Origin of the sequence: Micromonospora sp. CA-269861 (assembly GCF_050948505.1) — a bacterium.
In the GTDB taxonomy this organism is placed as follows: domain Bacteria; phylum Actinomycetota; class Actinomycetes; order Mycobacteriales; family Micromonosporaceae; genus Micromonospora.
In genome coordinates this window covers 5,709,942-5,731,963 of record NZ_CP192014.1, presented here as the reverse complement: position 1 = coordinate 5,731,963, position 22,022 = coordinate 5,709,942, and the positions used below count along the sequence as shown (strand labels likewise).

Sequence of the window (22,022 nt, the reverse complement as noted above, 5' to 3'; positions counted from 1 at the left end):
GAGTACGCCTGTGAAGAGCACCGTCGAGACTCTGAGCCCGACGCGCGTGCGGCTCGCCATCGAGGTGCCGTTCGTCGAGCTCGAGCCGAGCCTCAAGAAGGCGTACCGGGAGATCGGTTCGCAGGTCCAGATTCCGGGCTTCCGCCGGGGCAAGGTGCCGACCGCGGTGATCGACCAGCGGGTGGGCCGGGGCACCGTCCTCAACGAGGCGGTCCAGGAGGCCATCCCGGAGAACATCCTCGCCGCGGTACGCGAGCACGACCTCAAGACGCTGGGGCGCCCGGAGGTCGAGATCACCGAGTTCAACGACGGTGACTCGCTGAACTTCACGGCCGAGGTCGACGTCCGTCCGGAGATCACCATCCCGGACGCGAGCACCATCGAGGTGACCGTCGACGAGCTGCAGATCGACGAGAGTGAGATCGACGAGCAGGTCAAGAACCTGCGGGAGCGTTTCGCGACCCTCAAGACCGTCGAGCGGGCCGCCGCCGAGGGCGACTTCGTCCAGATCGACCTCAACGCCACCGTCGACGGCGAGGACGTGCCGGGCGGCCAGGCGAGCAACATCTCCCACGAGGTGGGCAGCAAGCAGCTCCTGCCGGGCCTGGACGAGGCAGTGGTCGGCCTCGCCGCCGGCGACGACACCACCTTCACCACCCAGCTGGTCGGCGGCGACTTCGCCGGTCGGGACGCCGATGTGGCGGTGACCGTGCGCACGGTCAAGGAGAAGGAGCTGCCGGAGCTGAACGACGAGTTCGCCCAGATGGCGAGCGAGTTCGACACGATCGAGGAGCTGCGCGGCGACCTGCGGGCGCGGGTCACCCAGGGCAAGCAGGTCGAGCAGATCTACGCCGCTCGGGACAAGGCCCTGGCCGAGCTGGTCGAGGCCGCCGACATCCCGGCCCCGGAGGGTGTCGTCCGCGAGGAGGTCGAGAGCCGCAAGCAGGCGATGGTCGACCAGCTCGAGCGGATCGGCGCCTCGATGGAGGAGTACCTCGCCGCCGAGGACAAGACCGAGGAGCAGATCGACGCCGAGCTGACCGAGGCGGCGACCGAGGGCGTCAAGGTCCAGCTCCTGCTGGACACGCTTGCCGACGCGGAGGACGTGCAGGTCTCCGACGACGAGTTCGGGCACGAGATCGTGCACCGGGCGCAGCGTGCCGGGATGGCCCCGCAGCAGTACTACGACCAGCTGGTGCGCTCCGGCGCGGCCGCCGCCGTCTTCGGCGACGTGCGGCGGGGCAAGGCGCTCGCGGCCGTCATGGAGCGGATCACGATCAAGGACTCGGCCGGCAACGGGATCACCCTCGACGCCCTGCGCGCCGCCAACGAGGCGGAGCACAACCACGACCACTGATCGTCGGGTGCGGCCGCCGTCCGCCGCTCAGCGGCAGACGGCGGCCGCTTCCCTTTCCGGGTACGCCCGGGCAGCAGGCACTGCCGGGTTCGCCCGGGCAGCAAGCACTGCCGGGTACGCCCGGAAGCCCGCGCCGCGGGTACCCCGACACAGCTGCGCTGAGAGCGAACAGTGCCCCGACCGGGACTCTGCCGCCCCGCACAGCGGTTAGTGTCGGGAAAGACGGTACGGAGAGCGAAGGGCTGCCATGACCGACATGCACATCCCCAAGAAGTCGCTCCGGGCGATTGACGCGCGCGGTGGCGACTCCATTGGCAACCTCGACGACTCGGTCTACAACCGGTTGCTCAAGGAACGCATCATCTTCCTGGGCAGTGAGGTGACCGACCAGGTCGCCAACCGCATCTGCGCGCAGCTGCTGCTGCTCGCCGCGGAGGACCCGGACCGCGACATCAACCTGTGGATCAACTCGCCGGGTGGCTCGGTCTACTCCGGCATGGCGATCTACGACACCATGCAGTTCATCGACAACGACGTGTCGACCGTGGCGATGGGCATGGCTGCCTCGATGGGTCAGCTGCTGCTCTGCGCGGGCACCAAGGGCAAGCGGTACGCCCTGCCCCACGCACGGATCATGATGCACCAGCCGTCCGGTGGTCTGGGCGGCACGGCGTCCGACATCGCCATCCAGGCGGAGCAGATGCTCTACACGAAGCGGATGTTCCAGGAGCGGGTCGCGCACCACACCGGCCAGAGCCAGTCGCAGATCGAGGCCGACTCGGACCGGGACCGTTGGTTCACCGCCCAGGAGGCCATGGACTACGGCTTCATCGACAAGGTGATCATCGGAGCCGCACAGGTTCCGGATGGCGCCGGGACCCTGAGCTGAGGAGCTGACGATGACCGATCTGAGCCTGCCGCCCCAGTTCGCGGCCGTGCACAACCGCTACGTGCTGCCGTCGTTCGTCGAGCGCACGTCGTACGGGGTCAAGGAGTCGAACCCGTACAACAAGCTCTTCGAGGACCGGATCATCTTCCTCGGCGTCCAGGTGGACGACGCGTCGGCCAACGACGTGATGGCCCAGCTGCTGACGCTCGAGGGCACCGATCCGGACCGCGACATCATCATGTACATCAACTCGCCGGGTGGGTCGTTCACCGCCATGACGGCGATCTACGACACCATGCAGTACGTCCGTCCGGACATCTCGACGGTCTGCCTCGGGCAGGCGGCGAGCGCGGCGGCGGTGCTGCTCTCGGCGGGCACTCCGGGTAAGCGGATGGCCCTGCCGAACTCGCGGATCATCATCCACCAGCCGGCCACCGAGGGCGGCTACGGGCAGGGCTCGGACATCGAGATCCAGGCCCGGGAGATCCTGCGGATGCGTACGCAGCTGGAGGACATGCTGTCCCGCCACTGCAACCGCCCGATCGAGCAGGTTCGCAAGGACATCGACCGTGACAAGATCATGACGGCCGAGGAGTCCAAGGAGTACGGGCTGGTCGACACGATCCTGACCAGTCGCAAGAAGGGTCTGCTGGCGGCCAACGCCGCCCGCTGAGCAGCATCGGGTCAGAGGTTGGCCGGGGCTCCGTTCCCGGCCGACCTCTGACACACCCGTTTTGGGGGTCGGAGAATGCCCCGGCAGCGGGTAACGTCGGGTCCGTACCGCTTCGCCGGTTGAGCCGGCGGCGCGAACTAAGCCGGGCGGCGCGCAACGTCCGCAGGTCAGGGCCGGGTCTCCGGCCGATGAGTGCAGGGAGAACGTAGGTGGCACGGATCGGTGACGGCGGCGACCTACTGAAATGCTCCTTCTGCGGCAAGTCGCAGAAGCAGGTCAAGAAGCTCATCGCGGGCCCAGGGGTCTACATCTGCGACGAGTGCATCGATCTCTGCAACGAGATCATCGAAGAGGAGCTGGCCGAGTCCGGCGAGGTGAAGTGGGAAGAGCTTCCCAAGCCGATGGAGATCTGCCAGTTCCTCGACACCTACGTCGTGGGCCAGGATCAGGCCAAGAAGGCGCTCGCCGTCGCGGTCTACAACCACTACAAGCGGATCCAGGCCGAGGCGGCTGGCGCGCCAGGCTCCGGCAATGATGCCGTCGAGCTGGCCAAGTCCAACATCCTGCTGCTCGGCCCGACAGGGTGCGGCAAGACCCACCTGGCGCAGACCCTCGCCCGCATGTTGAACGTCCCGTTCGCCATCGCCGACGCCACAGCGCTGACCGAGGCGGGCTACGTGGGCGAGGACGTGGAGAACATCCTCCTCAAGCTGATCCAGGCCGCTGACTACGACATCAAGCGCGCCGAGACCGGCATCATCTACATCGACGAGGTCGACAAGATCGCCCGTAAGTCGGAGAATCCGTCGATCACCCGGGACGTCTCCGGTGAGGGCGTGCAGCAGGCCCTGCTCAAGATGCTTGAGGGCACGGTGGCCAACGTGCCGCCGCAGGGTGGCCGCAAGCACCCACACCAGGAGTTCATCCAGATCGACACCACTAACGTGCTGTTCATCTGTGGTGGCGCGTTCGCCGGTCTCGACCAGATCATCGAGTCCCGCACCGGGCAGGGCGGCACCGGCTTCGGTGCCCGGCTCCGGTCGGTGTCCGAGCGGTCGACCGACGACATCTTCAGCCAGGTCATGCCGGAAGACATGCTCAAGTTCGGGCTGATCCCCGAGTTCGTCGGCCGGCTGCCGGTGATCACCAACGTGCGCAGTCTGGACCGCAGCGCCCTCGTACGGATCCTCACCGAGCCGCGCAACGCGCTGGTCCGGCAGTACCAGCGGCTGTTCGAGCTGGACGGTGTCGAGCTCGAGTTCGACGAGCCGGCGCTGGAGGCCATCGCCGATCAGGCCATGCTGCGGGGCACCGGTGCCCGTGGTCTGCGGGCCATCATCGAGGAGGTTCTGCTCTCCGCGATGTACGAGGTGCCGAGCAACCCCGACGCCGCCCGCGTGCTGATCACCCGCGAGGTGGTCCTGGAGAATGTCAACCCGACGATCGTGCCGCGTGAGTTCACCGGGCGTCGGGCCCGGCGCGACCGCGAAGAAAAGTCCGCCTGATCCTTCCCGCGTCACGCCGGCCGTTCAGTCCTGACACGGCCGGCGTGTTCGTGTTCGGCGGCCACTGCCCCGTGGACCACCCGCGCCGGCCGGACGGTGACGCTGTCCGTGAGCGCCTTCCAGTCGTACCCTTTGCTCATGCGTGTCGCCGTCTGCCAGCTGAACGCCCGGGACGACCGTAAGGCCAATCTGGCGGCCGCAGAGGCCCTGCTGGAGCGCGCCGCCGCCGGCGGCGCGGATCTCGCCGTCCTCCCGGAGTACGTCGACTACCTCGGCCCCGCCGCTGGGCTGCCCGAACCGGAGCCGGTCGACGGGGAGGTGGGGAGCTTCTTCGCCGGGGTCGCCCGGAGGCTCGGGATCTGGCTGGTGGCCGGCTCGTTCCACGAGGCCGGCCCGGACCCGGACCACACCTGGAACACGTCGCTGGTCTTCGACCGTTCCGGCAGCCTGGCCGCGAGCTACCGCAAGATCCACCTGTACGACGTGGAAATCCCCGGTCGGGTCTCCTACCGGGAGTCGGCGAGCGTCGCGCCCGGGGTCCAACCGGTGGTGGTCGACGTCGAAGGGCTGCGGGTCGGCCTGTCGATCTGCTACGACCTGCGCTTCCCGGAGCTGTACCGGTTGCTCGCATCCGATGGTGGAGCGCACCTGCTTGTGGTGCCGGCCGCGTTCATGATGCACACCGGCCGGGACCACTGGGAGGTCCTGCTGCGGGCCAGAGCGATCGAGAATCAGTGTTTCGTGGCGGCGGCCGGTCAGACCGGCGACCACGAGCCGGGTCGCACCTGCTTCGGCCGCAGCATGGTGGTCGACCCGTGGGGGACGGTCATCGGCCAGGTGCCGGACGGCCCGGGAGTCTCCGTCGTCGACCTGGACCTCGACCGGCTCGACGCGATCCGCGCCGAGCTGCCCAGCCTGGCCAACCGCCGGCTCTGAGCCTCAGCCCTCCAGCAGGACGCCGATCACCGCGAACCCGGCGATGGCCGCCGCGGTGACCAGCAGCGCCGTGGTCATTCGGGACCTGCCCCGTCGGGCCAGTCGTCCCACCGAGAGCACGAGTACGACAAGCACGACAGCACCGATCACCACCTGCCAGAACGGCCCGATGAGGCCGAGCAGCGCCTCCTCGGCGAACACCCTGGCGCCGCGCCCGGACTCATCCATGCCTGACACTCTGGCACGTCGAGGTGGCCCGCGTCCTCGGCTGCACCGAGGACCGTGACGGGCGGATCGTCCGAACCAGTGATGAACCCTGATTTGCCTTCTCCGGGCCGTCCGCGTAACTTTCTCTCTGCACGGGGGAGGCCGGACAAACCGGCCGAGACCGGGCACCAGGCTCGTGGCGGGAACGCCGAGCGAGACTGAGGATCGGGCGGTGCGGAACACTCCGGAAACGGGGTTGCGAACGCGAAGCCGACCGGGTAGAGTTCTGAAGCCGGCAGGAGCCGGGCGGAGAGCCGCGAAGCGGCGATCGGCCGGTCTGCGGTTTCCCACGACAGAAACGAACGTCGGTAACGACGTGCGTCATCGTGGACTCGAACGAGTAACAGTATCCGAATTCTCGGGTGAAGCACGACGAACCGCGAAATATCGGTTTGACACGGCGGAAACGAGCGGGTAACGTAGTAAAAGTGCCTGGCGCTGAAAGCGCCGGACATTGAGTAGTGAAAAGCCCCGGTTGGGGTTCCACTGTGGTGGGGCTTCTGGCTGGTGTGTGGTTGTTCTTTGAGAACTCAACAGGGTGCTTGTAAAGCCAGTGCCAATTATGATTTATACCCCGGACTGGTCGGTTCTTGTAACTGGCTGGTTGGGATTCCTTTGGCAACATTTGTTTGTTGTCAGGATGCTGTTCAACTAATTTTTTGTTGGAGAGTTTGATCCTGGCTCAGGACGAACGCTGGCGGCGTGCTTAACACATGCAAGTCGAGCGGAAAGGCCCTTCGGGGTACTCGAGCGGCGAACGGGTGAGTAACACGTGAGCAACCTGCCCCAAGCTTTGGGATAACCCTCGGAAACGGGGGCTAATACCGAATAGGACTTCTGGCCGCATGGCTGGTGGTGGAAAGTTTTTCGGCTTGGGATGGGCTCGCGGCCTATCAGCTTGTTGGTGGGGTGATGGCCTACCAAGGCGACGACGGGTAGCCGGCCTGAGAGGGCGACCGGCCACACTGGGACTGAGACACGGCCCAGACTCCTACGGGAGGCAGCAGTGGGGAATATTGCACAATGGGCGGAAGCCTGATGCAGCGACGCCGCGTGAGGGATGACGGCCTTCGGGTTGTAAACCTCTTTCAGCAGGGACGAAGCGAGAGTGACGGTACCTGCAGAAGAAGCACCGGCCAACTACGTGCCAGCAGCCGCGGTAAGACGTAGGGTGCGAGCGTTGTCCGGATTTATTGGGCGTAAAGAGCTCGTAGGCGGCTTGTCGCGTCGACCGTGAAAACTTGGGGCTCAACCCCAAGCCTGCGGTCGATACGGGCAGGCTAGAGTTCGGTAGGGGAGACTGGAATTCCTGGTGTAGCGGTGAAATGCGCAGATATCAGGAGGAACACCGGTGGCGAAGGCGGGTCTCTGGGCCGATACTGACGCTGAGGAGCGAAAGCGTGGGGAGCGAACAGGATTAGATACCCTGGTAGTCCACGCTGTAAACGTTGGGCGCTAGGTGTGGGGGGCCTCTCCGGTTCCCTGTGCCGCAGCTAACGCATTAAGCGCCCCGCCTGGGGAGTACGGCCGCAAGGCTAAAACTCAAAGGAATTGACGGGGGCCCGCACAAGCGGCGGAGCATGCGGATTAATTCGATGCAACGCGAAGAACCTTACCTGGGTTTGACATGGCCGCAAAACCTCCAGAGATGGGGGGTCCTTCGGGGGCGGTCACAGGTGGTGCATGGCTGTCGTCAGCTCGTGTCGTGAGATGTTGGGTTAAGTCCCGCAACGAGCGCAACCCTCGTTCGATGTTGCCAGCGCGTTATGGCGGGGACTCATCGAAGACTGCCGGGGTCAACTCGGAGGAAGGTGGGGATGACGTCAAGTCATCATGCCCCTTATGTCCAGGGCTTCACGCATGCTACAATGGCCGGTACAATGGGCTGCGATACCGCGAGGTGGAGCGAATCCCAAAAAGCCGGTCTCAGTTCGGATCGGGGTCTGCAACTCGACCCCGTGAAGTCGGAGTCGCTAGTAATCGCAGATCAGCAACGCTGCGGTGAATACGTTCCCGGGCCTTGTACACACCGCCCGTCACGTCACGAAAGTCGGCAACACCCGAAGCCGGTGGCCCAACCCTTGTGGAGGGAGCCGTCGAAGGTGGGGCTGGCGATTGGGACGAAGTCGTAACAAGGTAGCCGTACCGGAAGGTGCGGCTGGATCACCTCCTTTCTAAGGAGCACCTTCACCTGAAAGGGTGCAAGGAGCCCGCGGCCCACGAATGTTGGGTCGGGGTGCTCAGATGGCGGAGACACTGGCAAGTTTGTTCTCGGCAACGGCCGGCAGCGCTTAGTACAGCCACTCTTCGGGGTGGTGGGAACGGATGCTGGTGGTGCGGCTGAGAAGGAATGTAGGCACCCTGTTGGGTCCTGAAGGAACAACCTCGTGTTGTTGTTTCAGAGACTTGTCCGGCCCCCTTGGTGGGGCTGGAAGTCTGCCAGGCATGGCCTGGCCCCATATACCGCTGGTCTGAGGATCGGGTTTGGTGTGGGGCGGATCGGGTTGTGGGTTGGTCGTTTGTTGAGAATTGCACAGTGGACGCGAGCATCTTTGTGGTCAAGTTGTCAAGGGCGAACGGTGAATGCCTTGGCACCAGGAGCCGATGAAGGACGTGGGAGGCCGCGATAGGCCTGGGGGAGCTGTCAACCAAGCTGTGATCCCAGGGTGTCCGAATGGGGAAACCTGGCACCAGTCATGTGGTGTCACCCACACCTGAACACATAGGGTGTGTGGAGGGAACGCGGGGAAGTGAAACATCTCAGTACCCGTAGGAAGAGAAAACAATTTAGTGATTCCGTGAGTAGTGGCGAGCGAAAGCGGATCGAGGCTAAACCGGCTGCGTGTGATACCTGTCAGGGGTTGCGTGGTCGGGGTTGTGGGACCCCGCTGAACAAGCTGACACTTGTTCGAGGAGTTACAAAGTCAGTGGCTAGTCGAACAGTCTGGAATGGCTGACCGTAGACGGTGAGAGTCCGGTAGGTGAAAGTTGCTGACCTTCTGTGGGTGTTCCCGAGTAGCGGCGGACCCCTGAAATCTGCCGTGAATCTGCCAGGACCACCTGGTAAGCCTAAATACTTCCTGGTGACCGATAGCGGACAAGTACCGTGAGGGAATGGTGAAAAGTACCCCGGGAGGGGAGTGAAATAGTACCTGAAACCGTTCGCCTACAATCCGTCGGAGCCTTGCGGGGTGACGGCGTGCCTTTTGAAGAATGAGCCTGCGAGTTAGTGGCATGTGGCGAGGTTAACCCGTGTGGGGGAGCCGTAGCGAAAGCGAGTCTGAATAGGGCGATTCAGTCGCGTGTCCTAGACCCGAAGCGGAGTGATCTAGCCATGGGCAGGCTGAAGCGCGGGTAAGACCGCGTGGAGGGCCGAACCCACCAATGTTGAAAAATTGGGGGATGACCTGTGGTTAGGGGTGAAAGGCCAATCAAACTCCGTGATAGCTGGTTCTCCCCGAAATGCATTTAGGTGCAGCGTCGCGTGTTTCTTGCCGGAGGTAGAGCACTGGATGGTCTAGGGGGCCCACAAGCTTACCGAAATCAGCCAAACTCCGAATGCCGGTAAGTGAGAGCGCGGCAGTGAGACTGCGGGGGATAAGCTTCGTAGTCGAGAGGGAAACAGCCCAGATCACCAGCTAAGGCCCCTAAGCGTGTGCTAAGTGGAAAAGGATGTGGGGTCGCATAGACAACCAGGAGGTTGGCTTAGAAGCAGCCACCCTTTAAAGAGTGCGTAATAGCTCACTGGTCAAGTGGTTCCGCGCCGACAATGTAGCGGGGCTCAAGCACACCGCCGAAGCTGTGGCATTCACATTTTATCCTCGCTTGGACTTGATTCCTTGTGCAGGTGTGTGGATGGGTAGGGGAGCGTCGTGCCGCGAGTGAAGCAGCGGGGTGACCCAGTTGTGGACGCGGCACGAGTGAGAATGCAGGCATGAGTAGCGAAAGAAGGGTGAGAAACCCTTCCGCCGGATGACCAAGGGTTCCAGGGCCAGGCTAATCCGCCCTGGGTGAGTCGGGACCTAAGGCGAGGCCGAGAGGCGTAGTCGATGGACAACGGGTTGATATTCCCGTACCCGCGAAAGAGCGTCCCTGATGAACCTCGTTGTGCTAACCACCCGAACTTGGTGAGGTCTTCGGACTGAGCTGAGGGAGCGTGGGAACCTGATGGGTAGTAGTCAAGCGATGGGGTGACGCAGGAAGGTAGCTGAGCCCGGCCGGTGGTTGTGCCGGGGTAAGCGTGTAGGCCGTGTTGTAGGCAAATCCGCAACACATGAAGGCTGAGACGTGATGCCGAGCCGATTCAGGTGAAGTCAGTGATCCTATGCTGCCGAGAAAAGCCTCTAGCGAGTTCTTAGCGGCCCGTACCCCAAACCGACACAGGTGGTCAGGTAGAGAATACCGAGGCGATCGGGCGAACTGTGGTTAAGGAACTCGGCAAATTGCCCCCGTAACTTAGGGAGAAGGGGGGCCGGAGACGTGAAGCCCCGCGCGGGTGGAGCGTTGTATGGCCGCAGAGAGCAGGGGGAAGCGACTGTTTACTAAAAACACAGGTCCATGCGAAGAAGTAATTCGATGTATATGGACTGACGCCTGCCCGGTGCTGGAACGTTAAGGGGACCTGTTAGCTCTTCGGGGCGAAGCGGAGAACTTAAGCGCCAGTAAACGGCGGTGGTAACTATAACCATCCTAAGGTAGCGAAATTCCTTGTCGGGTAAGTTCCGACCTGCACGAATGGCGTAACGACTTCCCCACTGTCTCAACCACAGGCCCGGCGAAATTGCAGTACGAGTAAAGATGCTCGTTACGCGCGGCAGGACGGAAAGACCCCGGGACCTTTACTATAGCTTGACATTGGTACTCGAATTAGCTTGTGTAGGATAGGTGGGAGCCGGTGAAGTCCATACGCCAGTATGGGTGGAGGCAATCTTGAAATACCACTCTGGTTGATTTGGGTATCTAACTTCGGACCGTTATCCGGTTCAGGGACAGTGTCTGGTGGGTAGTTTAACTGGGGCGGTTGCCTCCTAAAAGGTAACGGAGGCGCCCAAAGGTTCCCTCAGCCTGGTTGGCAATCAGGTGTTGAGTGCAAGTACACAAGGGAGCTTGACTGTGAGACTGACAGGTCGAGCAGGGACGAAAGTCGGGACTAGTGATCCGGCACTTGCGAGTGGAAGCGGTGTCGCTCAACGGATAAAAGGTACCCCGGGGATAACAGGCTGATCTTCCCCAAGAGTCCATATCGACGGGATGGTTTGGCACCTCGATGTCGGCTCGTCGCATCCTGGGGCTGTAGCAGGTCCCAAGGGTTGGGCTGTTCGCCCATTAAAGCGGTACGCGAGCTGGGTTTAGAACGTCGTGAGACAGTTCGGTCCCTATCCGCCGTGCGCGTAGGATACTTGAGAAGGGCTGTCCCTAGTACGAGAGGACCGGGACGGACGAACCTCTGGTGTGCCAGTTGTCCTGCCAAGGGCACGGCTGGTTAGCTACGTTCGGAAGGGATAACCGCTGAAAGCATCTAAGCGGGAAGCCTGCTTCAAGATGAGGTATCCCACCCACTTTGTGGGGTAAGGCCCCCAGCTAGACGACTGGGTTGATAGGCCGGAAATGTAAGCCCGGTAACGGGTTCAGTTGACCGGTACTAATAGGCCGAGGACTTGACTACTAAGCTGCTACGCGTCCACTGTGCAACTCTGAACAAGCGAACACCCGTGAGTGTGTGCCGGTGTTGTTTGATATGTTCATAGAGTTACGGCGGTCATGGCGGAGGGGAAACGCCCGGTCACATTCCGAACCCGGAAGCTAAGCCCTCCAGCGCCGATGGTACTGCACTCGTGAGGGTGTGGGAGAGTAGGACGCCGCCGGACAATCTTCCAGAAAAGGCCACCCCTAACGGGGTGGCCTTTTCTGCGTTCCACCAAAGGTCCTCAGGGCCCGCCTGAGCGGGCGGCCGGTGGGTGGGTGGGTCAGTCTCGGGTCTGCATGCCGTCGCGGAGGTTGCGCAGCAGGCCACCGGCGTCGCTGACGGACCGACCCGGGAACATGGCCATCACCACGCTGCCGTGGTCGGCCCAGCCACACACCGCGAAGTCCCCGCCCTCGCCGCTGGTGTTGCCGCACTTCAGCACGCCACCGAAGCTGCCCGCGGGCAGCTCGCGCAGACCGTTGACCGCGCCTGTCTCGTCCGACATCAGGCGGAAGAGGCTGTCCAGGTCCCGTTCCGGCTGCCAGAGCAGGGTGGTGCCGCCGAAGATGAGGACCGAGCGCTTGTCGTCGGCCGGGTCGCGGTAGACCGTGCCGAAACTGCGGTCCAGCTCGATGTTCGCGGCCAGACCGCTGCGCAGATAGTCGGCAGTGCTCTTCGCCCGCTCGCTGTCGTCGCGGGTCAGACCCGCCACCTGATCGGGTGAGGTCAGTTGGGTGTCCTTCTGTTGCGCCACCCGCCAGCCACCGACGCCGAGCACCGCGGCGCCGGCGAGGCCGACCACAAGTGCGGCCGTCCAACCGATCTTGCGACGGCGCGACCAGCCGCCGGACCGCTCGTCGGGGTCGCCTCCGGAGTCCCTGGTGCTCAGCTGGATCGGCTCTTCGGTCAGCTCGACCGGCTCGCGGCCGCCGTCGCGCGACCGCTCGGTGAGATGTGCGTCGGACATAGCCGACACCGTACGCGAACGGCAGGTGGCGCACGTCAGGTCTGCGGAAGCCCTCCGTAGACTTGTCCGGTGACCGAGAGACTGGATGCCCACCGCCCCGACGCCCCGACCCTTGCCGGCCAGTATCAGCCGGGTGAGGTAGAGCAGCGACGGTACGAGCAGTGGGTAGCCGGCGGGCACTTCCGGGCCTCCGCCGACAGCGACAAGCCCCCCTTCACCATCGTCATCCCGCCGCCGAACGTCACCGGCTCGCTGCACATGGGCCACGCGTTCGAGCACACGCTGATGGACGCGTTGACCCGACGTAAGCGGATGCAGGGCTTCGAGGCGCTGTGGCTGCCCGGCATGGACCACGCCGGCATCGCCACCCAGAACCTGGTCGAGCGTCAGCTCGCCGCCGAGGGCCTGTCCCGGCACGATCTCGGCCGGGAGAAGTTCGTCGAGCGGGTCTGGCAGTGGAAGGCCGAGTCCGGTGGCGCCATCCTCGGCCAGATGCGCCGCCTCGGCGACTCCGTCGACTGGGACCGCGAGCGCTTCACCATGGACGCGGGGCTGACCCGCGCCGTCCAGACGATCTTCAAGAAGCTGTTCGACGACGGCCTGATCTACCGGGCCAACCGGATCATCAACTGGTGTCCGCGCTGTCTCACGGCGCTCTCCGACATCGAGGTCGAGCACACCGACGACGACGGCGAGCTGATCTCGATCCGCTACAGCGACGAGGTCGTGGTGGCCACCACCCGGGCCGAGACGATGCTCGGCGACACCGCCGTGGCGGTGCACCCCGACGACGAGCGCTACCAGCACCTGATCGGCACCGAGGTCGAGCTGCCGCTGACCGGCCGCCGGATCCCGATCGTCGCCGACGCGCACGTCGACCCGTCCTTCGGCACCGGCATGGTCAAGGTGACGCCCGCCCACGACCCGAACGACTTCGAGATCGGCCAGCGGCACGACCTGCCCGCGCTGACCGTGATGGACGAGCGCGGTGTGATCACCGTGCCCGGCCCGTTCGAGGGGTTGGACCGGTTCGAGGCGCGGCCCGCGATCGTGGCCGCGCTGCGGGAGCAGGGCCGGATCGTCGCCGAGAAGCGCCCGTACGTGCACGCGGTCGGGCACTGCTCGCGGTGCAAGACCACCGTCGAGCCACGGCTGTCGCTGCAGTGGTTCGTCAACACCGCCCCGCTGGCCCAGGCTGCGGGTGACGCGGTGCGTGACGGCCGGGTGCGCATCGAGCCGGCCGAGTTGGCCAAGCGCTACTTCGCCTGGGTCGACAACATGCACGACTGGTGCATCTCCCGCCAGCTGTGGTGGGGGCACCGCATCCCGGTCTGGTACGGCCCGGCTGGTGAGATCGTCTGCGTCGGCCCCGACGAGGCGCCGCCGACCGGCGAGGGCTGGCACCAGGACGAGGACGTCCTGGACACCTGGTTCTCCAGCGGTCTGTGGCCGTTCTCAACCCTGGGCTGGCCCGAGCAGACCCCGGACCTGGCGAAGTTCTACCCGACCAGCGTGCTGGTGACCGGGTACGACATCCTGTTCTTCTGGGTCGCCCGGATGATGATGTTCGGCCTCTACGCGATGGACGGCCGGCCGCCCTTCGACGTGGTCGCGCTGCACGGCATGGTGCGCGACCAGTTCGGCAAGAAGATGTCGAAGTCGTTCGGCAACGTGGTCGACCCGCTGGACTGGATCGACAGGTACGGTGCCGACGCCACCCGGTTCACACTGGCGCGCGGCGCGAACCCCGGCCAGGACGTCCCGGTCAGCGAGGAGTGGTGCCAGGGCTCGCGCAACTTCTGCAACAAGCTGTGGAACGCCACCCGGTTCGCCCTGATGAACGGCGCGCACACCGCCGGCGACCTGCCCCCGGCCGAGCAGCTCTCCACCGTCGACAGGTGGATCCTGTCCCGGTTGGCGCACGTCACCGCCGAGGTCGACGAGCAGTTCGAGGCGTACGAGTTCGCCAAGGTGTGCGACCTGCTGTACCACTTCGCCTGGGACGACGTCTGCGACTGGTACGTCGAGCTGAGCAAGCCGGTGCTCGCCGAGGGTGGTGAGCGCGCGGAGGCCAGCCGTCGGGTGCTCGGGCACGTGCTCGACCAGCTGCTGCGGCTGCTGCACCCGGTCATCCCGTTCGTCACCGAGGAGCTGTGGCTCGCGCTGACCGGCGGCGAGACGGTGCAGGCCGCCGTCTGGCCGGTAGCCGACCGGTCGCTGATCGACGACGCCGCCGAGGCTGAGCTGGTCGGCGTGCAGCGGGTGGTCACCGAGATCCGCCGGTTCCGGTCCGACCAGGGGCTGCGCCCGACGCAGCGGGTGGCCGCCCGCCTGGACGGGCTGGCCGGCGCGGGTATCGCGGCCCATGAGCCGCTGATCCGTTCGCTGGTTCGGCTGGATCCGGCCGGTGACGACTTCCAGGCCAGCGCCACACTGGCCATGCCCGGTGCGGTGGGTGTCGCGTTGGACACCCGGGGGTCGATCGACGTGGCCGCCGAGCGGGCCCGGCTGACGAAGGACCGCGCGGCGGCCGAGAAGGAGGTCGCGCAGGCCCGGGCGAAGCTCGACAACCCTGCCTTCATCGGCAAGGCCCCCGAGCCGGTGGTCGCGAAGATCCGCGACCGGCTCGCCACCGCCGAGGCCGACCTGGTCCGGATCGACGCTGCTCTGGAGACACTGCCCTCGTGACCGACCGTACCGATTTCGCCGCCGTCGAAGCCGAGCTGAACGCCCGCGGTTTCACCCGCATGGTCTTCGAGCTGGACCGGATCGAGTCGCTGCTCGACCTGCTCGGCAGCCCACAGCGGGCGTACCCCGCGATTCACCTCACCGGCACCAACGGCAAGACCTCCACCGCGCGGATGATCGACTCGCTGCTGCGGGCGTTCGGGCTGCACACCGGCCGGTACACCAGCCCGCACCTGGAGACCGTCCGGGAGCGGATCAGTCTGGACGGGGAGCCGGTGAGCGAGGAACGGTTCGCTGCGGTGTACCGGGAGATCAAGCCGCTGGCCGAGCTGGTCGACGCGCGGTCGGACGAGCCGCTGACGTACTTCGACATGACCACCGCACTGGCCTTCGCCACGTTCGCCGACGCGCCTGTCGACATCGCGGTGGTCGAGGTCGGCCTGGGCGGTGCCGAGGACGCCACGAACGTTCTCCAGGCCGGCGTCTGTGTGATCACCCCGATCGGGCTGGACCACACCGAGTGGCTCGGCGACACGCTTCAGGACATCGCGCTGGCCAAGGCCGGCATCATCCACCCGGGCGCCACAGTGATCGCGGCGGCCCAGGAGGAGGAGGCGGCGGGCCCGCTCCTCGATCGCTGCGCCGAGGTCGGGGCCACCATCGCCCGCGAGGGCGGCGAGTTCGGTGTGCTGGGTCGGGCGGTAGCGGTCGGCGGTCAGGTGCTCAGCCTGCAGGGCCTGGGTGGCGTGTACGACGACGTGTTCATTCCGCTGCACGGTGCCCATCAGGCGCAGAACGCGGCGGTGGCGCTCGCCGCCGTGGAGGCGTTCCTGGGTGCGGGGGCCCGACGTCAGCTGGACATCGAGGCGGTCCGGGAGGGCTTCGCCTCGACCAGTTCTCCGGGCCGGCTGGAGCGGGTCCGTAACGCCCCGACCATCCTGCTGGACGGGGCGCACAACCCGCACGGCATGAAGGCCACCGTCACCGCGCTCCAGGAGGAGTTCGCGTTCAGCAAACTGGTGGCCGTGATCGGCGTACTCGCCGACAAGGACGCGGAAGGTCTGCTGGAGCTGCTGGAGCCGGTGGTCGACCAGGTGGTGGTCACCCGCAGCAGCTCGCCACGGGCGATGCCGACGGAGGAGCTCGCCGCGCTGGCTGGCGAGATCTTCGGCGAGGAGCGGGTGGCTTCGGCCGAGGAGATGCCGGACGCCATCGAACTGGCGGTGGCGATGGCCGAGGAGGACGTCCCGGGTGAGCTGAGCGGGGTCGGTGTGCTGGTCACGGGGTCCGTGGTGACCGTCGCCGACGCTCGCCGGCTGCTGAAGCGATGACCAGCCCGGAACAGGACCCGCACACCACCGGGGACCAGACCGGCCTGCCGGTCGAGCAGCCGGTGGGGGAGGAGCCCACGGCCGGGCAGCCGCGGCGCTCCGGGTTGCGCAACCCGGAGCGGGCGGTACGCGGTCTCGGTGCCGGCACGCTCAGCCTGGAGGCGCTGGTGCTCCTGCTGGCGATCCAGCCGATCCGGGTGGTCGGCGGTGACCTCGGCGGCGCGGCGATCGGTGCGGTGGTGGCTCTGGCGGTGGCCGCCGTGGTGCTGGCCGGCATGATGCGCCGCCCCTGGGCCTGGAACGCCGGCACCGTGCTGCAGGGTCTGCTGCTGCTCGGCGGTCTGCTGCACTGGTCGCTGCTCGGGCTGGGCATCATCTTCGCCCTGGTCTGGGCGTACGCGTTGCACGTTCGCCGCGTCATTCTCGGCTGACGCCGGACCCGGCCGGCGGCGTCCCGAGGGCGGGAGCGGGCCGGGTCAGGCGTCAGCGCGTTCGCGCCACTGGGTGAGCGCGACGCCGTGGCCGTCCGGGTCGCGGAAGGCCGCCGCCCACACCTCCAGCTTGGTGCCCCGGTTGACCACCCGAGGGGCGTACGTGAAGCGCACGCCCGACTCGCGCAACCGCTCGTACGCCGCCTCGATGTCGTTCACCTCAAGGTTGACGTGCACCAGCCGGCGGCTGATGGGCGCTGCCCCGGTCACCTCGCGCAGGACGATCCGGGTCGTCCCGGAGGCGAGGACGGCGTTGTGGGCACCCTGGTCGACCTCGCTGAAGCCGAGCACGTCGCGGTAGAAGCCGAGCGACCGGGGCAGGTCGGTGACCAGCAGGGTGAGGCCCACCCCGCTGATCGGCCCGGACGGGTCCGCGGCCGAGCCGGCGTCGAACCCGAAGATCGCCTGGTCCAGTTCCTCGTCGGTCACACTCGCGCGTGCGGCTCCGCCCGGGGAGGGGTCGTCCAGCGGTAGGTCGAGTGGGTCCAGCGGGTCGGCGGCGCCGGGACCGGACCGCTGCGCGGGCGGCGGGTCGGAGCGCTGCGCGCTGAGCGGGTCGGGCGCTGCGCGCTGAGCGGGTCGGGCGCTGCGCGCTGAGCGGGTCGGAGCGCTGCGCGCTGAGCGGGTCGACGGGGTCGTCGGCGGGCCGGGTAGTCGCGCCGTCCTCCGCCGGAGCGTCGAGTCGGTCGGCGGCGGGCTCGTCGAAGCGTTCCTCGGCGGGCGGGCGCGGTGCCGGGGTGGCCCGCCGGGGCAACCCACCGGCCTGCTGTTCGACGACGACGCCCTCCAACACCACAGGCCCACCCGGGCTCTGGTGCATCACCACGGGCTCACGCTCCTCGGGCACGACACCCGGATCATCGCGGCGGAGGTCATCGCGCCGGTGCTCGGAACGCGAAGCGTCGGTGCGCAGAGGGTCACCGAGCGGGTCCCGGAACGGGTCACCGACCGGGTCGCGGAAGTCGTCGCGGAAGTCGTCGTCCGGCGCGCGGTCGGCCCACGGTGGCGCGTCCTGCTGGATCAGCAACTCGTCCATCGCCTCCGCGTCGGCGAACTCCGGCGGGAGATCGGCGACGGCGGCGGCGGTCTCGGCGTGGGTCGGCACCTCGTCCCAGAGGACCTTGACGTGCCGCTGGTCGTCCAACGCGACGCGGATCGGCAGGGTCTGGCCCAGCGACGGCCACTTGGAGACCGGCACCCTCGGCTCGATGATCTTCTTGGATCGTGGCGGCAGACCGGGGGCGTCGATCACCAGTTGCAGTTCGCAGCGGCCGAACGCGTACTGGGTGGGTGGTTCGGAGGCGCTGTGGACGTGCCCGACACCGACGACCCACGTGCGACCGCCGCCGCGTACGGTCGCCAGCGCGATCGCCAGCACCAGCAGGGCGACCCCCAGAGCCACGATGGCCCAACTGGTCATGCCCAGCCCGAACAGGACGACGAACGTGGCCACGGTGCCCAGCACCGTGCCGATCAGCTTGCGTACCGGCGCGATGGGCCGGTTACCGCCATTCGCCACAGTGGACCTCCCGGGGGTCAGGGCCAGGCTAGGCCGGATCGGCCACCGGGGGAAAGACCGGCCGCCGCGCCGGCGCCGGGACCGGGTCGCTAGGCTGACCGTACCGATCCCGAGCGTTCAGCGCGTACAGGAGGAACCCAGCGTGTCCAGCAACAGCCCGGATGAGCGCAGCCTCGTTCTGATCAAGCCCGACGCGGTCCGCCGCGGCCTGGTCGGCGAGGTCCTCTCCCGCTTCGAGCGCAAGGGGCTGCGGATCGACGCGATGGTGCACCGGACGATGGACGCCGCGCTCGCCGACGAGCACTACGCCGAGCACGTCGACAAGGCGTTCTACCCGCCGTTGAAGGACTTCATGACCGGCGGCCCGTTGGTCGCCCTGGTGCTCTCCGGCGACCAGGTCATCGACGTGGTCCGCGGGCTGGTCGGCGCCACCGACGGGCGCAAGGCCGCCGCCGGCACCATCCGGGGTGACCTGTCGCTGTCCAACCGGGAGAACCTGGTGCACGCCTCCGACTCGACGGACAGCGCCAAGCGCGAGATCGCGCTCTGGTTCCCCGAGCTGGGCTGACGCCCACCGGCCCGGGGTCGACCGACGACTCCCGGGTTCAGTCGACCGCCGGCACCTTCGCCGGGTTGCCGACCACGTAGATCCCGGTGATCCGGCCGTCGGCCGCGGCGATGGTCAGCGTGTACCGACTGCCGTCGGCGCGGGTGATCAGCATCGCCGGTTCCCCGTTGAGCTCGATCGGATCCATTGTCACCCGGTGACGTGGGCCGTAGACCCCGGCGTAGAACCGGGCGATCCGGTCCGCGCCGGTGACCGGGTTGAGGGCGGCCCGCACCCGACCGCCACCGTCGTTCCACGCGGTGGCGTCGGCGGCCACCAGGTCGGTGAGCGTCGCCAGGTCGCCGTCGCGGGCGGCGGCGAGGAACGCGTCCAGCAGCCGCTCCCGCTCCGGGCGGCTGGCGGTGAACCGACGCTGCTCCTGGCGTACCCGCGCGGTCGCCCGGTGGTACAGCTGCCGGCAGTCCGCGGGGGAGCGTTCCAGGATGTCGGCGATCTCCGCGTACGGCAGGTCGAAGGCCGTGTGCAGGACGTACACGGCCCGCTCCGGCGGGGTGAGCCGCTCCAGAACGTGCAGCAGCGCGGTGGAGAGCGAGTCGCGCAGCTCCACCCGGTCCAGCGGCCCGAACGGCGAGGGCGCGGTGGGCACCGGCTCGGGCAGCCACGTCCCGACGTACGTCTCGCGGGCCGCCTGCCGGGCGCGCAGCCGGTCCAGGGCCAACCGGGTGACCACCCGGGACAGGTACCTGCGGGGCTCGTCGACCCGTGCGCGGTCCACACCGAGCCAGCGCAGGTACGCCTCCTGGAGTACGTCCTCCGCGTCGTGCCGGCTGCCGAGCAGGCGGTACGCGAGCCCAAGCAGCATCGGCCGGTGCGCCTCGAGCGCACCGGCCGCCTCTGCTGCCGCCTCGGTGGTCACACCTGGGCCGGAGGCTCCAGCCGCAACGTCACCCCGATCCGATTCCACACGTTGATTGTGGCAATCGCCATGACCAGGTCGGCCAGTTCCTTCTCCGACCAGACCTTCGCGGCGTCATCCCACACCTCGTCCGGCACCCCGTGCTCACCGAGCCGGGTGACCGCGTCGGTGAGGGCCAGCGCGGCCCGCTCCCGCTCGTCGAAGAAGGGCGCCTCCCGCCAGGTGGCGACCGCGAACAGCCGCCGGCTCGACTCGCCGTCGGCGAGCGCGTCCCGGCTGTGCATGTCCACGCAGTACGCGCACCCGTTGATCATCGACGCGCGCAGCTTTACCAGCTCCAGCACGGTGTGGTCGACGTTCGCCTGGACGTACTTCTCCAACCCCATGACGGCCTTGTACGCCTGCGGTGCGACCTCGGCCGGGTTCATCCGTTGCACGACTACCTCCTGATCGGTCCGACACCCAGACGACGGTTCAGCCGGGGTGGGTCGTGACAACCGGGGCTGTGACGCCGCTCATGCCGCCGGAGTGGCCGGGTGGGCGGCGGGCCCGACCGACGAGCGACGACAGGCGTTCGCGTTCGCGTCACCCGGGCCGCCGCTCACCGTCACCTCCACCCGATAGACCCACGGGGTCAACCCATGATCGGGAGGAAGCATGACCGAGCTTGATCGACGTACCCTGCTGCGGACCGGCCTGGTGGTCGGTGCCGGAGCCGCCGGCGGCGCACTGCTGGGCGGTGCCGGCGCGAACGCCGCCCCGGCCTGGCGCCCGGCGGCGCGCCCGGTGCTCACCCACGGCGTGCAGAGCGGCGACGTGACCGCGGACTCGGCACTGGTCTGGACGCGGGCCGACCGACCGGGTCGGATGCTTGTCGAGGTGAGCCGTCGGCCGGACTTCCGGGGCGCGCGCAAGCTGCGCGGCCCGGTGCTCACCCCGAACGGTGACTTCACCGGGAAGGTCCGGCTGCGGGGCCTGCCGGACTCCGAGCGGCTGCACTACCGGGTGCGGGTGGAGAGCCTGGACCGGCACGGGGTGGTCAGCGAGCCGCTGACCGGGACGCTCACCACCGCGCCGGGGCGGCACCGGCGACGCGACGTGAAGTTCGTGTGGACCGGCGACGTGGTCGGGCAGGGCTGGGGAATCGACACGAACTTCGGTGGGATGTCGATCTTCCGGGCGATGCGGCAGACCCGACCGGACTTCTTCCTGTGCAGCGGCGACACGGTGTACGCCGACGGCCCGCTCGTCGAGTCGGTGACGCTGCCCGACGGCAGGATCTGGCGCAACCTGGTCACCCCGGAGAAGAGCAAGGTCGCCGAGACGCTCGCCGAGTACCGCGGGCAGTTCGCGTACAACCTGCTCGACGAGCACCTGCGGGAGTTCGCCGCGGCGGTGCCGCAGATCAACCAGTGGGACGACCACGAGGTCCTGAACAACTGGTACCCGGGTGAGATCCTGGACGACCCGCGCTACACCGAGCGGCGGGTGGACGTGCTCGCCGTGCGGGCCCGCCAGGCGTTCAACGAGTGGCTACCGGTGCCGGTCGACGGCCCGATGTACCGGCGGCTGTCGTACGGGCCGTCGCTCGACGTGTTCGTGCTCGACATGCGTACCCACAAGGACCCGAACGACGGCAACACGTACGCCGACCCGAAGCGTGGTCTGCTCGGTCGGCAGCAGCGGGAGTGGCTGATCCGGGAGCTGAAGCGCTCCACGGCGACCTGGAAGGTGATCGCCAACGACCTGCCGATCGGGGTGGTGGTGCCGGACGGCCCGGGCGCGCAGGAGGGTGTCGCGCAGGGCGACCCGGGCGCGCCGGCGGGCCGGGAGCTGGAGTTCGCCGAGGTGTTGCGGGCCACCCACCGGGCCGGGGTGACCGGCATGGTCTTCCTGACCGCCGACGTGCACTACTCGGCCGCACACCACTACGACCCGTCCCGCGCGGCGGTCGGCGACTTCACCCCGTTCTGGGAGTTCGTCTCCGGCCCGGCGCACGCCGGCGCGTTCGGCCCGAACGCGCTGGACGGCACGTTCGGGCCGCAGGCGGCCTTCGTGCACGCGCCGCCGGTGGCCAACACGGGCCCGGCGGGAGGCTTCCAGCACTTCGGCGAGGTCACCATCGACGGTGAGTCCGAGGCCCTGACGGTCCACCTGCGCGACCGCGACGGCGCCTCGCTGTGGAGCACCACCCTCCCGGCCCCCTGACCCCCGCCCCACCACTCTGGT

At 67.2% G+C, this 22,022-nt stretch carries 14 protein-coding genes, 3 rRNA genes and 1 pseudogene; 13 read left to right on the top strand and 5 right to left on the bottom strand.

Annotation, left to right across the window (positions count from 1 at the left end; translation table 11 throughout):
• The first annotated feature begins 10 nt into the window (after positions 1-10).
• From tig to ACQP0U_RS26170, 5 genes are all read left to right on the top strand, one after another.
• Complete coding sequence (gene tig, locus ACQP0U_RS26190) at positions 11-1,357, top strand: trigger factor (RefSeq protein WP_433311990.1); 1,347 nt, start codon at positions 11-13, stop codon at positions 1,355-1,357.
• A 247-nt stretch (positions 1,358-1,604) separates the two neighbouring features.
• Positions 1,605-2,246, top strand: a complete 642-nt coding sequence (locus ACQP0U_RS26185) for an ATP-dependent Clp protease proteolytic subunit (protein WP_007464111.1) — start codon at positions 1,605-1,607, stop codon at positions 2,244-2,246.
• Positions 2,247-2,256: 10 nt separating this feature from the next.
• A complete protein-coding gene (locus ACQP0U_RS26180; RefSeq protein ID WP_030333536.1) occupies positions 2,257-2,919 on the top strand; it encodes an ATP-dependent Clp protease proteolytic subunit in 663 nt (220 codons plus the stop codon).
• Positions 2,920-3,128: 209 nt separating this feature from the next.
• Complete coding sequence (clpX, locus tag ACQP0U_RS26175; protein WP_030488273.1) at positions 3,129-4,424, top strand: ATP-dependent Clp protease ATP-binding subunit ClpX; 1,296 nt, start codon at positions 3,129-3,131, stop codon at positions 4,422-4,424.
• Positions 4,425-4,562: 138 nt separating this feature from the next.
• Positions 4,563-5,360 carry a carbon-nitrogen hydrolase family protein gene (locus tag ACQP0U_RS26170; protein ID WP_433311987.1) on the top strand — a complete coding sequence of 266 codons (798 nt, stop codon included), beginning with the start codon at positions 4,563-4,565 and terminating at the stop codon, positions 5,358-5,360.
• 3 nt (positions 5,361-5,363) lie between these two features.
• Here ACQP0U_RS26170 and ACQP0U_RS26165 read toward each other — a convergent pair whose 3' ends face one another.
• Complete coding sequence (locus tag ACQP0U_RS26165) at positions 5,364-5,588, bottom strand: hypothetical protein (RefSeq protein WP_112676081.1); 225 nt, start codon at positions 5,586-5,588, stop codon at positions 5,364-5,366.
• Between the two features lie 698 nt (positions 5,589-6,286).
• Here ACQP0U_RS26165 and ACQP0U_RS26160 point away from each other — a divergent pair.
• From ACQP0U_RS26160 to rrf, 3 genes are all read left to right on the top strand, one after another.
• A 16S ribosomal RNA gene (locus tag ACQP0U_RS26160) occupies positions 6,287-7,801 on the top strand.
• Between the two features lie 382 nt (positions 7,802-8,183).
• Positions 8,184-11,292, top strand: a 23S ribosomal RNA gene (locus ACQP0U_RS26155).
• Positions 11,293-11,377: 85 nt separating this feature from the next.
• Positions 11,378-11,494 (top strand): 5S ribosomal RNA (rrf, locus tag ACQP0U_RS26150).
• The 16S, 23S and 5S rRNA genes sit together here, the layout of an rRNA operon.
• Positions 11,495-11,593: 99 nt before the next feature.
• On the opposite strand, the gene ACQP0U_RS26145 is transcribed toward rrf, so the two are convergent.
• Complete coding sequence (locus tag ACQP0U_RS26145) at positions 11,594-12,280, bottom strand: hypothetical protein (protein ID WP_433311984.1); 687 nt, start codon at positions 12,278-12,280, stop codon at positions 11,594-11,596.
• Positions 12,281-12,349: 69 nt separating this feature from the next.
• On the opposite strand from ACQP0U_RS26145, the gene ACQP0U_RS26140 reads away from it, so the two are divergent.
• The 3 genes from ACQP0U_RS26140 to ACQP0U_RS26130 are packed head-to-tail and all read left to right on the top strand — an operon-like array spanning position 12,350 to position 16,730.
• The gene (locus ACQP0U_RS26140) at positions 12,350-14,968 is read left to right on the top strand and encodes a valine--tRNA ligase (protein ID WP_433311982.1); all 2,619 of its coding nucleotides are present in this window, start codon (positions 12,350-12,352) and stop codon (positions 14,966-14,968) included.
• Positions 14,965-16,299 (top strand): bifunctional folylpolyglutamate synthase/dihydrofolate synthase, encoded by a 1,335-nt coding sequence (locus ACQP0U_RS26135; protein ID WP_433311979.1) that lies wholly within the window; start codon positions 14,965-14,967, stop codon positions 16,297-16,299. The genes ACQP0U_RS26140 and ACQP0U_RS26135 overlap by 4 nt, the downstream gene beginning before the upstream one ends.
• Entirely contained in the window at positions 16,296-16,730 is a 435-nt protein-coding gene (locus ACQP0U_RS26130) for a DUF4233 domain-containing protein (protein ID WP_433311977.1), read from the top strand. Before ACQP0U_RS26135 ends, ACQP0U_RS26130 begins: the two co-directional genes overlap by 4 nt.
• Positions 16,731-16,775: 45 nt before the next feature.
• On the opposite strand, the pseudogene ACQP0U_RS26125 reads toward ACQP0U_RS26130, so the two are convergent.
• A pseudogene (locus ACQP0U_RS26125) lies at positions 16,776-18,309 on the bottom strand (VOC family protein).
• Between the two features lie 142 nt (positions 18,310-18,451).
• Here ACQP0U_RS26125 and ndk point away from each other — a divergent pair.
• The gene (ndk, locus tag ACQP0U_RS26120) at positions 18,452-18,877 is read left to right on the top strand and encodes a nucleoside-diphosphate kinase (RefSeq protein ID WP_091409968.1); all 426 of its coding nucleotides are present in this window, start codon (positions 18,452-18,454) and stop codon (positions 18,875-18,877) included.
• Positions 18,878-18,914: 37 nt separating this feature from the next.
• Here ndk and sigJ read toward each other — a convergent pair whose 3' ends face one another.
• Both sigJ and ACQP0U_RS26110 read right to left on the bottom strand, forming a co-directional pair.
• Positions 18,915-19,739, bottom strand: a complete 825-nt coding sequence (gene sigJ / locus ACQP0U_RS26115) for an RNA polymerase sigma factor SigJ (protein WP_433311976.1) — start codon at positions 19,737-19,739, stop codon at positions 18,915-18,917.
• Between the two features lie 50 nt (positions 19,740-19,789).
• Complete coding sequence (locus ACQP0U_RS26110; RefSeq protein ID WP_433321147.1) at positions 19,790-20,221, bottom strand: carboxymuconolactone decarboxylase family protein; 432 nt, start codon at positions 20,219-20,221, stop codon at positions 19,790-19,792.
• A 229-nt stretch (positions 20,222-20,450) separates the two neighbouring features.
• On the opposite strand from ACQP0U_RS26110, the gene ACQP0U_RS26105 reads away from it, so the two are divergent.
• Complete coding sequence (locus ACQP0U_RS26105; RefSeq protein ID WP_433311973.1) at positions 20,451-22,001, top strand: alkaline phosphatase D family protein; 1,551 nt, start codon at positions 20,451-20,453, stop codon at positions 21,999-22,001.
• Positions 22,002-22,022: the final 21 nt, after the last annotated feature.